Raw genomic sequence first — 13,533 nt, 5'->3', positions numbered from 1 at the left:
CGAGTGCCCACACAGATTGTCTGATAAATTGTTAAAGAGCAGTGAGTTGCGCGCTTTCGCTTGCTAACTCGAGGTGGCGTATATTACGCTTTCCTCTTTCAGAGTCAAGCGTTTATTTTCGCTTTTCATCTGGCTGACAAGCCGGTTTGTAAGCCGTTGTGCCGTGTCAGTGGAGGCGCAGTATAGGGATTTTCTGGGGGCTGACAAGTGTTTATTGCAAATAGATTACCAAGCGTCTTTTTTTTCGCCAAAAGCACTACAAAACAGCTGTTACACGGGATATTTGCTGTTTTAAGCACCAGTAAAAGACACCTGGTGGCATACTACAAATAGAAACAACGCTAAAGGAATTGCATTTATGTCTCTATCTGCACAACAACTCGCGGCACAAAAGAACCTTTCCTATGTTCTTGCGGAAAAACTAGCGCAACGCATTCTTCGAGGTGAGTACGAAGCGGGCAGTATATTGCCTGGTGAAATCGAATTGGGTGAGATCTTCGGAGTTAGTCGCACAGCGGTACGAGAAGCAGTAAAGACATTAACAGCAAAAGGAATGGTTCTACCTCGCCCGCGTATTGGTACTCGAGTTATGCCTCGCAGTCACTGGAACTTCCTTGATAAGGAGTTGCTCACGTGGTGGATGACAGAGGAGAACTTTAATGATGTGGTGGATTACTTCCTTGTTATGCGTAATAGCCTGGAACCACAAGCCTGTGCCATGGCCGCTATTAATGGCACTCAAGAGCAGAAAACATTTCTCAACGAGATGATGGTAGAAATGGTAAAGCTGAAAGGCTCGTTTGACCGCCAACGCTGGATAGAAATCGATATGGCTTACCATGAACAAATCTATGCAATGAGTGGTAACCCTTTCCTTTGTTCTTTCGCTAACTTATTCCGCTCTATTTATTACAATTACTTTACCGCAATAACTAATAACGACGTTATTAAGCTCGACTTGCACCAGGCAATCGTTGATGCCATTACCCAGGGCGACAGCCAGGCCGCGTTAATCGCCGGCCAGACACTGTTAAAAGAACCCTCCGCTCAAGGGTAAAGACTCGCCTTCTCCTGGATGCGTTTAAAACATCAGGATAAAAATGACCAAAACAGCTCGCAGTATGGCCGGGTTACCGTGGATAGCGGCAATGGCTTTCTTTATGCAGGCGCTGGATGCCACAATTCTCAACACAGCCTTACCCGCAATTGCTCATAGTCTTGGGCGCTCTCCACTGGCAATGCAATCCGCGATTATCAGTTATACCTTAACCGTTGCGATGCTGATCCCCGTCAGTGGTTGGCTTGCCGACCGCTTTGGTACTCGGCGCGTGTTTATGTTTGCGGTTTCCCTCTTTACTCTCGGTTCGTTTGCCTGCGCGATGTCAAACTCGCTCGGTGAGTTGGTTGTCTTCCGTGTGATACAGGGTATCGGCGGGGCGATGATGATGCCGGTCGCCCGCTTAGCATTACTACGAGCCTATCCGCGCAGTGAACTCTTACCGGTTTTAAACTTTGTCACCATGCCCGGATTGGTCGGCCCCATCCTCGGCCCACTACTCGGCGGTGTTTTGGTTACATGGGCGAGCTGGCACTGGATTTTCCTCATTAATATACCTATTGGTATCCTTGGGCTGATTTACGCACGTAAGTACATGCCAAACTTTACGACTTCACGTCGTGGCTTTGATATGACAGGTTTTCTTCTGTTTGGCCTAAGCCTTGTGCTTTTCTCAAGCGGAGTGGAATTATTCGGCGAGCGAATTGTTTCAAGTTATATCGGCATTTTGACCATTATTGGCGGTCTGGTTCTGTTAGCCACTTATATATGGCATGCACGCCGACATCCTACGCCACTGATCGCGCTGCCGATGTTTCGTACCAGAACCTTCTCTGTCGGTATTATCGGGAATCTCGCATCGCGCCTCGGCACCGGTTGCGTCCCCTTCCTTATGCCTTTAATGCTACAGGTTGGTTTTGGCTATTCGGCGCTGATCGCTGGCTGCATGATGGCACCGACTGCAATTGGTTCTCTGCTGGCTAAATCCACCGTGACTCAGGTATTACGCCGACTGGGTTACAGGAAAACGTTAGTCTGTGTGACTGTGATCATCGGTTTGCTGATTGGACAATTTTCATTGCAGTCGCCGGGGATGGAAGTGTGGCTACTGATTCTGCCGCTATTTATTCTTGGGATGGCGATGTCCACGCAGTTCACGGCTATGAATACTATTACGCTTGCGGACCTCACCGATGAAAATGCCAGTAGCGGAAATAGTGTATTGGCGGTGACGCAACAACTGGCAATTAGCCTTGGCGTCGCGGTAAGTGCAGCTGTACTTCGTCTATATGAGGGCGTCGAGAGTATTAACACTGTCGAGCAGTTCCACTATACATTCCTGACGATGGGTGGGGTGACGCTCGTTTCGGCTCTCGTGTTCTTACTGTTACGCCCGAAAGATGGGCGCAACATGATTAAACGCTAGGCCGAACCACGCACCACCAGTTCAGGCGTCAGAAACAGGCGCTGTTGCTCCAGGGAGGGTTGTGCCATTCGGTGTATCAGCACATCAACGGCCAACTCACCCAATTCATCTTTAGGCTGATGAATAGTTGTGAGCGGTGGCGTCATATAACGCGCCAGTTCTATATCATCGTAACCAACAACCGCCATATTCTGTGGAACCGTCAATCCCGCCTGATACAAAGCCTGATATGCGCCAACCGCCATCGCATCATTGCCAGTAAATACGGCGTGCGGCGGTTGTTCCAGTGCAAGCAGGGAATTCATCGCTGTGAAACCACCCTGAAACTCAAAGTCGCCAATAATTTCATACCCTTCACGAATCTCAAGCCCTGCGCGGTTCATCGCCTTGCGATAACCTTCGAGGCGCAAACGCGCTGGCGTTTTATCCTGCGGGCCGGTAATACAAGCGATGTGGGTATAGCCATTATCAATAAGATGTTGCGTTGCAGTCTCGCCGCCGAGCAGCGAGTTGTCCTGAATCACATCGCTTTCGCCCTCGAAAGGCGACCAGTCCATCATCACGGTTGGAATAGAAGGATAGCGACTCATGATGTCAGGCGAAGGGAGATGGGTTTCAGTACATAAAAGAAGAAGACCGTCGACGCGCTTTTGCAGCAGCGTTTCCAGGTTGCGATTCATCCGCTGTTCGTCGCCTTCGGTGTTGCAGAGAACCAGGCTGTAGCCGCGCTCAAAGCAACTCCGTTCCACACCGCGTACCAGTTCCGAATAAAATGGGTTGCTACTAGCGGTGATTAGCATCCCGATAGTGTGCGTTTGATTGAGTTTGAGGCTACGCGCCAGAGCGGATGGCGCATAGTTAAGAGTCTTGATTGCCGCATCAACCTTTGCACGAACGGCATCACTCACAAAACGGTCGTTATTAATGACGTGCGAAACGGTAGAAGTCGAAACTCCCGCCAGCTTCGCGACGTCTTTCATGGTGGCCATGATTATCCTTGCTGTTGCAAAAACTCGTCGATTTCATGACGCCATGGCACGGAAGGTTGCGCACCTTTACGAGTCACGGCAATAGCGGCAGCCGCATGTGCAAAACGAATCGCTTCATTCATTGGTTTTTCTTCCAGCAAGGCCGTCACCAACGCACCATTAAAGGTGTCGCCAGCGGCGATGGTATCCACGGCTTTAACTTTAAAACCTGGTACGCGCTGACCTTTGCCGTTTTCACTAAGCCAAACGCCGCGACTGCCAAGCGTAATAATCACGGTTTGAATGCCTTTCGCATGCAGAGCTTTGGCCGCAACTGCTGCGTCGTCATCGTTTTCAACGCGCACGCCCGTCAGCTTTTCCGCTTCGGTTTCATTTGGCGTGATCATATCCACCAGCCCAAGCAGCTCGTCTGATAATTCACAGGCCGGTGCAGGATTGAGCACGACTTTAGTTTTGTTCTGATGAGCAATTTTAGCCGCCGCCAACACGCTTTCCAGCGGTGACTCAAGCTGCATTAAAAGTGCAGAAGCTTCTGCAATTTTTTGGTTCTGTTCAGCCACAAGCGCTGGCGTTAATGCCGCGTTCGCCCCGGCGTGAATGCCAATTACATTTTCCCCGGCGCCATTCACGAAGATCAGTGCCACACCTGTAGAGGCTTCTTTAATAGTGCTGACTGGGGAAGTATCGATTTTGTCGCTTGCCAGTTGCTTGCAAACACGGCTTCCGGTGTCGTCATCGCCCACACAGGCAATAAAGGCAATGTCTGCGCCGCTGCGCCCGGCAGCAACTGCCTGGTTTGCCCCTTTCCCACCGAACGCGACCTGATACTCTTGCCCGGTAACGGTTTCACCCGGCGTTGGGAAATGTTCGAGGTTCAGGATATGGTCAGCGTTGATGCTGCCCAGGACGACGAGATTGCCTTTAGTTTTCATTTTTATCCGTCCAGTTAAGTGTGCCACCCCCATTTCTGGAGTGGCACGGTGCCCTGCTTTTCTATTGTTGTCTTATTTAGTAACCAGCTTCAGGTCGACCGGGATTTTGGAGTCGACTTTTTCGCCTTTCAATACTTTGTCTGCGGTTTCTACGCCGATAACACCAATCTGGTCGGCCATCTGTGCCACGGTTGCGCCCAGCTTGCCTCCTTCAACAGCTTTCACGCCGTCAGCAGTACCGTCAAAACCAACCACCAGCACGTCGGATTTACCAGCGGTTTGCAGTGCACGCAACGCGCCCAGCGCCATTTCATCGTTCTGAGCAAACACCGCCTGCACATCTGGATGCGCAGTCAGCAAGTTTTGCATGACGTTCAGGCCCTTAGTACGGTCGAAGTCAGCAGGCTGGCTCGCAAGAACGGTAAATTTGTGCGCAGCCGTTGCTTGTTTGAAGCCTTCGCCACGTTCACGGGCAGCAGATGCACCCGCAATACCTTGCAGTTCGATAACTTTCGCGCCTTCACCCAATTTCTTAGCGATGAAGTCACCAGCCATCTTGCCGCCAGCAACGTTATCAGAAGCAATGTGGCTCACTACGGTGCCCTGATTCGCCATACGGTCGAGGGTAATCACAGGGATTTTAGCCTGGTTGGCCATTTTCACCGCATTACCTACGGCATCGGAGTCCGTTGGGTTGATAAGCATCAATTTAGTGCCGCGAACCGTGAGGTCCTGCACGTTGGCCAGCTCTTTTGCCGGGTTATTTTGCGAGTCCAGAACAATCAGGTTGTAGCCCAGTTTGTCGGCTTCTTTCTGCGCGCCGTCTTTCAGTGAAACGAAGAACGGGTTATTCAACGTGGAAACAACCAGCGCGATAGTATCTTTCGCCATCGCGTTAGCGCTAACCGTGGCGCTCAGTGCAACAGCGGAAACCAGGGTAGCTAGTTTTTTCATATTCATAGTCAGATGTCCTGTAGGGTTATGATTGTTACTGCTTTTTATTGTCCACCAGCACCGCCAGTAAAATAACCACTGCTTTGACGATCATCTGGTAATAAGAAGAAACACCTAATAAATTCAGCCCGTTGTTAAGGAAGCCCAGGATCAGCGCACCGATCAGCGTCCCAACAATTCGCCCTTTCCCGCCCGCCAGGCTTGTTCCACCCAGAACCACCGCAGCGATAGCATCCAGCTCATAGCCGGTACCCGCCGTTGGTTGTGCAGAGGAAAGACGCGCCACTTCGATGATCCCGGCCAAAGACGCCAACAGACCGCAAAGTGAGTAAACAATAATTTTGACTTTGTTAACGCTGATACCGGACAAACGCGTCGCAGCTTCATTACCGCCCAGCGCGTAGATATAACGACCCAGGCGAGTGTGGTGCAGCATGTACCATGCAGCCAGGAAAACGATACCCATGATCCACACAGGCGTTGGGATCCCCAGTGGGCGGCCAATACCAAACCAGCCAAACAGATCCGCGTTATCAGAGAACCCAGTGTTTACCGGGCTGCCGTTGGTGTACACCATCGTCACACCACGCAACAAAAGCATCATCACCAGCGTGGCAATAAATGCCTGGACTCGCCCTTTAGCAACAATCACCCCTGTTACAGCCCCGATTGCAGCACCCAACGCCAGTGCACCGGCAATGGCCACCAGGGCATTCACTTCTAAACCAACAATCGAGGCGGCCACAGCTCCGGTCAGCGCCAGTAAAGAACCGACGGAAAGGTCGATCCCGGAAGTCAAAATGACCAGCGTCATCCCAACCGCCATAATGGCGTTCACGGAGGTTTGTTGCAGGATATTGAACAGGTTATTTACAGTGAAGAAGTTAGGGCTAAGGCTCGAGACAACAGCAATCAACACCAATAGTGCGATCAGTGATTTTTGCTCCAATAGCCACGCTTTAGTGAACCAGCGACGTGTCGAAATAGACTGGGTACTCATTTTACAGACTCCTGATTCACGCGATTTAACTTGCCGACGGCCGCCGCCATGAGTATTTCCTGGGTAGCCTCTTCACGGGTAAATTCCCCGCCCAAATGGCCTTCATGCATCACCATAATTCGGTCGCTCATACCGAGGACTTCCGGCATTTCGGACGAAACGAGAATGATGCTTAACCCATCGGCTTTGAACTGATTGATTAATTGATAAATTTCTTTTTTCGCCCCAACATCAACTCCGCGCGTTGGTTCATCAAGAATCAACACTTTCGGGCGCGTCATCAGGCCACGGGCAATCGCCACTTTTTGCTGATTCCCCCCTGAAAGCAGCCCAATCGGCTGTTCCATTGATGGGGTTTTCACGTTGAACAAACGGATAAAGTCCTGCACCGCTTGCTGTTCATCTTTATGTTTCAGGCGGCCCGCGTTATGGCTGAAGTAGCGCAGTGCGGTCAGCGACATGTTCTCTTTCACCGACATGCCGAGCACCAGCCCATCACGCTTACGGTCTTCCGAGATATAAACAATGCCGTTTGCCAGGCCATCTTGCGGTGAGCGCGTCACCACTTCACGACCGTCCAGCGCAACATAACCGCCGGTACGCGGCAGTGCGCCATACAGCACTTTCATTAATTCGGTGCGGCCCGCACCCATCAAACCGGCAACGCCCAGGATTTCACCTTTGCGCAGAGTGAAACTCACGTCATGTACGCCTGGTCCGGAAAGGTTATCGACGCGCAGAAGGATTTCGCCGGGTTGCTTATCCAGCCGTGGGTATTGGTCTTCAAGTTTACGGCCGACCATCATTTCGATAAGCGTATCTTCGGTCAGCGTCACCACTTCACGTTCGGCAATAAACTGCCCGTCGCGGAACACGGTCACGTCGTCGCAAATCTCGAAGATCTCTTTCATGCGGTGGGAGATATAGACGATGCCACGTCCCTGGGCTTTCAGCTCGCGGATAACGCGGAATAAAGAATCGGTTTCGGTATCGGTCAAAGCATCGGTTGGTTCGTCCATCACAATGACTTTCGACTCGAAGCTCAGAACCTTGGCGATTTCGACCATCTGCTGATCGCCAATCGACAAATCACCCACCAGCTTCTGGCTAGTAAAGCGCAGGTTCAGTTTCGCCAGCAGTTTGTCTGCTTCGGCGTACATTTTCGTCCAGTCAATCTTGCCGAAACGGCCAACAAATTCACGACCGAGGAAGATGTTTTCCGCAATACTGAGCTGCGGAATCAGGTTGAGTTCCTGATGAATAATCCCGATGCCCGCTTCCTGTGAGGATTTTGGGCCGGTAAAGATGGTTTCTTTGCCAAGCCACAACAGCGAACCCGCATCACGCTGATAAATGCCGGTCAGCACTTTCATCATGGTGGATTTGCCTGCGCCGTTTTCACCTACCAGCGCCATCACGCGCCCCGGATAAACATTCAGCGCGGCTCCTGACAGGGCTTTTACGCCCGGGAACGCTTTATCGATCCCTTTTAATTGCAGTAACGGTTCCATGCCGGCCTCAGAAAGTTACGCCAGCACAGAGAATGATATTCGCATACGGGGAACACTCCCCGCTGCGAATAACCGCCTGGCTATCAGCGGTGTGTTGCTTGAACTGCTCATGACTAATGTAACGAATAGAAATGGTGTTTCCCTGGTGTTGTTGCAGTTGCTCGATATGGCTAAGCAACGTTTCATGGAGTTGGGGATTATGTTGTTTAATTTCCGAAGCTAAGTACGCCGCTTCAACCTGCATCTCTTGCGTTACGACTTCAACGACCTGCATAAAACCCGGTACGCCGTGAGTCAGAGCCAAATCTATACGCGGTGTATTGCGCGGGATCGGCAATCCTGCATCGCCAATCACCAGCGTGTCGGTGTGGCCAAGACGGGAAATAACAGACGAGATATCAGCGTTGAGAACTGTGCCTTTCTTCATTTTCTTACTCCACTAGCGAAACGTTTCGCTGGAGTAAAGTGTAGGAAATATAGTGATGGTAAAACAACCAGCACATTGCGGAAATGTGATCGCCATCGAAACGTTTCGCTGCATTGTTTCATTAAGAAGGAAATGAGAGCGCGTTCAGTCAAGAGGCAAAGAAAAACGCCCCTTCGATTGAAGAGGCGTTGGCGTTAAATCTCGACCTGGGTACCTAACTCGATAACCCGGTTTGGCGGGATTTCGAACTGGTCAGGCGCTCGCAGAGCGTTTCGTTGCAAGGCTAAGAATAGCTTGCCGCGCAGTCGCAAATACCACGGGCGTTTGCCGATGATCAGCGATTCATGGGACATAAAGAACGACGTCTCCATCATTCGGCAGCTCAACCCTTCCAGGCCACAGCGATGGAACACCTCTTCCACGTTTGGCGTTTCGCGCCAGCCGTAGCTTGCGACCACTCGCCAGAAGGTAGGCGAAAGCTGTTCTATAGAAACACGACGTACATTATGAACGTACGGTGCATCTTCAGTTCGCAGCGTCAGGAGTACCACGCGCTCATGCAGCACTTTGTTGTGCTTGAGGTTGTGAAGCATGGCAAAAGGAATCACGTTCAGCGCACGGGACATATAAACCGCTGTACCCGGCACGCGTACCGGCGGTGATTTTTCCAGGGAGGCAATCATTGCTTCCAGTGAATTTCCGTGCTCATGCATACGGCGCAGCAGACGGAAACGCTCGCTTTTCCAGGTCGTCATAATGATAAACATCACTAGCGCCAGGCACAGCGGCAGCCAACCACCGGAGAAGATTTTGACCACGTTAGCTGAGAACAACGGGATATCGATACACAGGAAAGCAAAGCCCATCAGCAGCACAGCAATTTTGTTCCAGTGCCAGTTTTTGGTGGCGACGGTACAACAAAGGATGGACGTCAGCACCATCGTACCCGTTACCGCGATACCGTAAGCTGCTGCCAGGTTGCTGGAGTGCTCGAAACTCACAATCACAATCACCACGGAGATATAAAGGAGCCAGTTAATTGCTGGCACATAAATCTGCCCGGATTCCATTTCCGAGGTGTGGATGATGCGCATTGGCGACAGGTAACCCAGGCGCACAGCCTGGCGAGTCAACGAGAACACGCCGGATATAACCGCCTGAGAAGCGATAACCGTTGCCAGTGTTGCCAGAATCATCAGCGGGATCAGCGCCCAGTCAGGAGCTAACAAGAAGAATGGGTTCTTTATAGCTTCCGGGGTTTTGAGCAGCAGTGCGCCCTGGCCGAAATAGTTAAGCACCAGTGACGGCAATACCACCGAGAACCACGCAATACGAATCGGCAACTTACCAAAGTGGCCCATATCCGCATACAACGCTTCAACCCCGGTAATAGAAAGCACTACAGCGCCGAGAGCAAAGAATGAAACTGTTTTGTATTCGATGAAGAAGTGCACCGCCCACGCAGGATTCAGCGCATGAAGCACTTCCGGGTTGTCGATAATACTGCGCGCACCTAACACTGCCAGAACCAGGAACCATAGCATCATGACAGGAGCAAACAGTTTACCCACCAGCCCAGTACCGTGTTTCTGAATCATAAACAGCAGAGTCAGTACTGCTATCGACAACGGAACGATATAGGCGTCAAGCTGCGGCGCGGCTATCTCAAGCCCTTCGATGGCCGACATAACCGATATTGCCGGGGTGATGACTACCTCGCCATAGAAGAAGCTGCCGCCGATCAATCCCATGATCACCAGCACCGACGTCATTCTTGCCGAAGTATTACGCCCAGCCAAAGACATTAGCGTCAAAATACCGCCTTCACCGGCGTTATCAGCACGCATGACAAAAGTGAGATATTTAACAGAGACGACTAAGATCAATAACCAGAAAATTAAAGATAAAAAGCCAAATACGGCGTCACGTTCTACGCCAAACCCAAATTGACCAGACAGACATTCACGAAGGGTATAAAGCGGGCTAGTACCGATATCACCGTATACCACCCCAATTGCAGCCAGCGTTATCGCAGGCAATGATTGTTTATTATCAGCGCTCATAGACTAATCTTTTGTTGGAATCCTGAAAGCGTGTGCTTAGTCCCTTGGCCCACAAAAAGGCGCACAGTATGCACGATAATGAAGTAAATCGTACCCCTAAATACAACAGGCTTAACTTATGTCAGGGAAAAAAGAGCCGTTCATCAATCCATTAACGATAATATAGATGAACGATATACTCGCTGTACCCAATGAGTTTTATACCGCGTAAGGATGCAATGCTAATTATGGCTCAATCACATTTATTGGCTGAAAGAATTTCACGGCTTAGCCAGGCACTGGAAAAAGGATTGTTTGAACGCCAACACGCGGTGCGTCTTTGCCTGCTGGCAGCGCTAAGCGGAGAAAGTGTTTTCTTGCTTGGCCCTCCAGGTATAGCCAAGAGTTTGATTGCCCGCCGACTGAAGTTTGCATTCCAGCATGCGCGCGCTTTTGAATACCTGATGACGCGTTTCTCGACCCCAGAAGAGGTGTTTGGTCCGCTTTCCATTCAGGCTTTAAAAGATGAAGGCCGCTATGAACGTCTGACTGCGGGCTATTTGCCAGAAGCTGAAATCGTCTTTCTCGATGAAATCTGGAAGGCAGGCCCAGCAATTCTGAATACTCTGCTGACCGCAATAAATGAACGCCGTTTCCGTAATGGGGCAAGTGAAGAAAAAATCCCAATGCGTTTGCTGGTGGCCGCCTCCAATGAACTCCCGGAAGCAGACAGCAGCCTGGAAGCCTTATACGACCGTATGCTGATTCGCCTGTGGCTCGACAAAGTGCAGGATAAAGGCAATTTCCGCTCAATGCTGGTCAGCCAACATGATGAGAACGACAACCCGGTTCCCGAAAGCCTGCAAGTCACTGACGATGAGTATTTCCAGTGGCAGAAAGATATTGGCACGGTTTCGTTACCGGATAATGTATTTGAGCTGATCTTCACTTTGCGCCAGCAGCTAGAGAATGTGTCGGGAGCACCTTATGTATCAGACCGCCGCTGGAAGAAAGCCATTCGTCTGCTGCAAGCCAGCGCCTTCTTTAATGGCCGAAATTCCGTCGCGCCAATTGATTTAATCCTGCTGAAAGATTGCCTGTGGCACGACACCGCAGCGATGAATTTGATGCAACAACAGCTGGAAATATTGATGACAGGGCACGCGTGGCAACAACATGCCATGCTCAGTAAATTAGCAGCCATCGTGCAGCGCCGGATTCAGTTACAACAGCAGCATAGCGACCGCGAAGCCATCACGGTGGCCAAACAGGGCGGCATGTTTGCCCGTCGCCCTCAGTATCAGTTGCCTGACAATCTGATGGGCGAAACGCTGACATTGCTGCTCCAGCAACCGCTAAAACTGCATGATATCGAAGTTCTCCATGTATCCATTCCCCGTGAAGCCTGCGCTCAATGGCTAATAAAAGGTGGCGAATTACGCGGTAAACTCAACGGTATTGGTTTTGCCCAGGTTCTGAATATGGAAGTCGACAGCAGCCAGCATCTGGTTTTGCGCGATATCAGTTTGCAAGGCACGCGGCTGATGATGCCGGGCAAACAGCAGGAAGGCATGCCAGAGGAGATCAAGCAGCAATTTGACTCTCTCGAAGAGACTCTCCACCAGCAACATGAACGATTTAACGATCAGCAAAAATGCCTGTTTATCCACAACGATTGGCTTGGAAAGATCGAAGCCAGTCTGCAAGATGTGGCCGAACAGATTAAACAGGCGCGGCATTAATGCTCAGCGTTGAGGCTCTTGATGTCATCCTCGCGATTAGCGAGGGTGAATTAATAGAAGGAGTGATTATCGCGCTGCTGGCAGCCCCGCAGCTGGCTATATTCTTTGAGAAATTCCCGCGCATGAAAAAGGCGGTGACCAAAGACATCCCCCGTTGGCGCGAATTGCTGAAAGCCCGCTTGCATGACACCAACATCCCTCAAGAATTAGCCCGGGAAGTGCAGTGTTATCAGGAAAGCCAGTTGCTTACCACCAGCCAGCTTTCTGCAAAACTGTCGGAAATTTTACAGTTACTGAAAAGCGTCGATTCACCCTTTTTTGAGCAAGCCCAGAAGCTGGTGGCCGAAACACCTCGACTGACACCCGCCCAACAAACGCTGTTTCTGCAACGCTGGCGTCTGAGTCTGGTGGTTCAGACCACATCACTTAACCAACAATTACTGGAAGACGAGCGTGACCTGTTGCTCGCTGAAGTGCAGCAGCGTCTGGCATTAAGCGGCCAGCTAGAACCAGTTTTAGTCGATAGCGATAACGCCGCAGGGCGTCTGTGGGATATGAGTGCCGGTTCGCTTAAACGTGGGGATTATCAGCTCATCGTTCAGTACGGTGATTTTCTTGCCAGCCAGCCTGAATTGCTCAAACTGGCCGAACAGCTTGGTCGCTCTAAAGAAGCAAAAGCGGTGCCGAGAAAAGATGCTCCAACCGAAACCTGGCGCATGTTGGTGCGTGAGCCCGCAACGGTGCCAGAACAGGTTGACGGGCTTCAGCGTAGCGATGACATTTTGCGGTTATTACCCCCAGAGTTGGCAACACTTGGCATTAGTGAGCTGGAATTTGAGTTCTATCGTCGGCTGGTGGAAAAGCAGTTGCTGACTTATCGGTTACATGGTGATTCCTGGCGCGAGAAAGTTGTCGAGCGCCCTGTCGTTCACCAGAATTTTGACGAGCAGCCACGCGGGCCTTTCATTGTTTGCGTGGATACTTCAGGTTCAATGGGTGGTTTTAACGAACAATGTGCCAAAGCGTTTTGCCTCGCACTGATGCGCGTGGCGCTGGCCGATAACCGTCGCTGTTTCATCATGCTGTTTTCCAGTGAAGTGGTGCGCTACGAGGTGTGTGGTGCAGATGGTATTGAGCAAGCGATCCGTTTTCTGAGCCAGCGTTTTCGCGGTGGTACCGATCTCGCCAGTTGCTTTAGGGCAATCGCAGAAAAAATGCAGGGAAGTGAATGGTTTGATGCCGATGCGGTTGTGATTTCTGACTTTATTGCTCAACGCTTGCCAGATGATGTCGTCACACAAGTGAAGGATCTGCAGCGTAAACATTTACATCGTTTTCATGCAGTCGCGATGTCGGGGCATGGTAAGCCCGGCATCATGCGCATATTCGATCATATCTGGCGCTTCGATACCGGGATGCGTAGCCGCCTGCTGCGTCGCTGGCGGCGTTAATT

Annotated in this window: 11 protein-coding genes; 4 read left to right on the top strand and 7 right to left on the bottom strand. The window is 50.9% G+C overall.

Annotated features, from left to right (window positions below; genetic code table 11):
• The first annotated feature begins 358 nt into the window (after positions 1–358).
• A complete protein-coding gene (locus LVQ76_RS20120) occupies positions 359–1,057 on the top strand; it encodes a FadR/GntR family transcriptional regulator (RefSeq protein WP_232864017.1) in 699 nt (232 codons plus the stop codon).
• 43 nt (positions 1,058–1,100) lie between these two features.
• Positions 1,101–2,483, top strand: coding sequence for a multidrug transporter subunit MdtD (mdtD, locus tag LVQ76_RS20115; protein WP_151993930.1), 1,383 nt, complete (start codon positions 1,101–1,103; stop codon positions 2,481–2,483).
• Here the strand turns inward: mdtD and rbsR are convergent.
• The 7 genes from rbsR to kup form a co-directional block, all read right to left on the bottom strand.
• A complete protein-coding gene (gene rbsR / locus LVQ76_RS20110) occupies positions 2,480–3,472 on the bottom strand; it encodes a ribose operon transcriptional repressor RbsR (protein WP_232864016.1) in 993 nt (330 codons plus the stop codon). The two genes, mdtD and rbsR, sit on opposite strands and share 4 nt — an antisense overlap.
• Positions 3,473–3,474: 2 nt before the next feature.
• Positions 3,475–4,404: a ribokinase gene (gene rbsK, locus LVQ76_RS20105; RefSeq protein ID WP_232864015.1), complete on the bottom strand. Its 930-nt coding sequence runs from the start codon at positions 4,402–4,404 to the stop codon at positions 3,475–3,477.
• A gap of 72 nt (positions 4,405–4,476) precedes the next feature.
• On the bottom strand, positions 4,477–5,364 hold the full coding sequence (rbsB, locus tag LVQ76_RS20100) for a ribose ABC transporter substrate-binding protein RbsB (protein WP_151993927.1): 888 nt from the start codon (positions 5,362–5,364) through the stop codon (positions 4,477–4,479).
• A gap of 28 nt (positions 5,365–5,392) precedes the next feature.
• Positions 5,393–6,358, bottom strand: coding sequence for a ribose ABC transporter permease (rbsC, locus tag LVQ76_RS20095; protein ID WP_232864014.1), 966 nt, complete (start codon positions 6,356–6,358; stop codon positions 5,393–5,395).
• The gene (gene rbsA, locus LVQ76_RS20090) at positions 6,355–7,869 is read right to left on the bottom strand and encodes a ribose ABC transporter ATP-binding protein RbsA (protein ID WP_232905447.1); all 1,515 of its coding nucleotides are present in this window, start codon (positions 7,867–7,869) and stop codon (positions 6,355–6,357) included. The genes rbsC and rbsA overlap by 4 nt, the downstream gene beginning before the upstream one ends.
• Before the next feature lie 7 nt (positions 7,870–7,876).
• Positions 7,877–8,296, bottom strand: coding sequence for a D-ribose pyranase (gene rbsD, locus LVQ76_RS20085; RefSeq protein WP_232905446.1), 420 nt, complete (start codon positions 8,294–8,296; stop codon positions 7,877–7,879).
• A 194-nt stretch (positions 8,297–8,490) separates the two neighbouring features.
• Complete coding sequence (kup, locus tag LVQ76_RS20080) at positions 8,491–10,359, bottom strand: low affinity potassium transporter Kup (protein WP_151993923.1); 1,869 nt, start codon at positions 10,357–10,359, stop codon at positions 8,491–8,493.
• Positions 10,360–10,586: 227 nt separating this feature from the next.
• Here kup and ravA point away from each other — a divergent pair, with 227 nt between their 5' ends.
• Both ravA and viaA read left to right on the top strand, forming a co-directional pair.
• Complete coding sequence (ravA, locus tag LVQ76_RS20075; RefSeq protein WP_232864011.1) at positions 10,587–12,080, top strand: ATPase RavA; 1,494 nt, start codon at positions 10,587–10,589, stop codon at positions 12,078–12,080.
• A complete protein-coding gene (viaA, locus tag LVQ76_RS20070) occupies positions 12,080–13,531 on the top strand; it encodes an ATPase RavA stimulator ViaA (protein ID WP_232864010.1) in 1,452 nt (483 codons plus the stop codon). Before ravA ends, viaA begins: the two co-directional genes overlap by 1 nt.
• Positions 13,532–13,533: the final 2 nt, after the last annotated feature.

Source organism: Buttiauxella cochleicola (assembly GCF_021283185.1).
Classification (GTDB): Bacteria; Pseudomonadota; Gammaproteobacteria; order Enterobacterales; family Enterobacteriaceae; genus Buttiauxella; species Buttiauxella massiliensis.
Note: the sequence above shows the minus strand (reverse complement) of the source record. Positions and strands in the feature narration are given on the sequence as shown.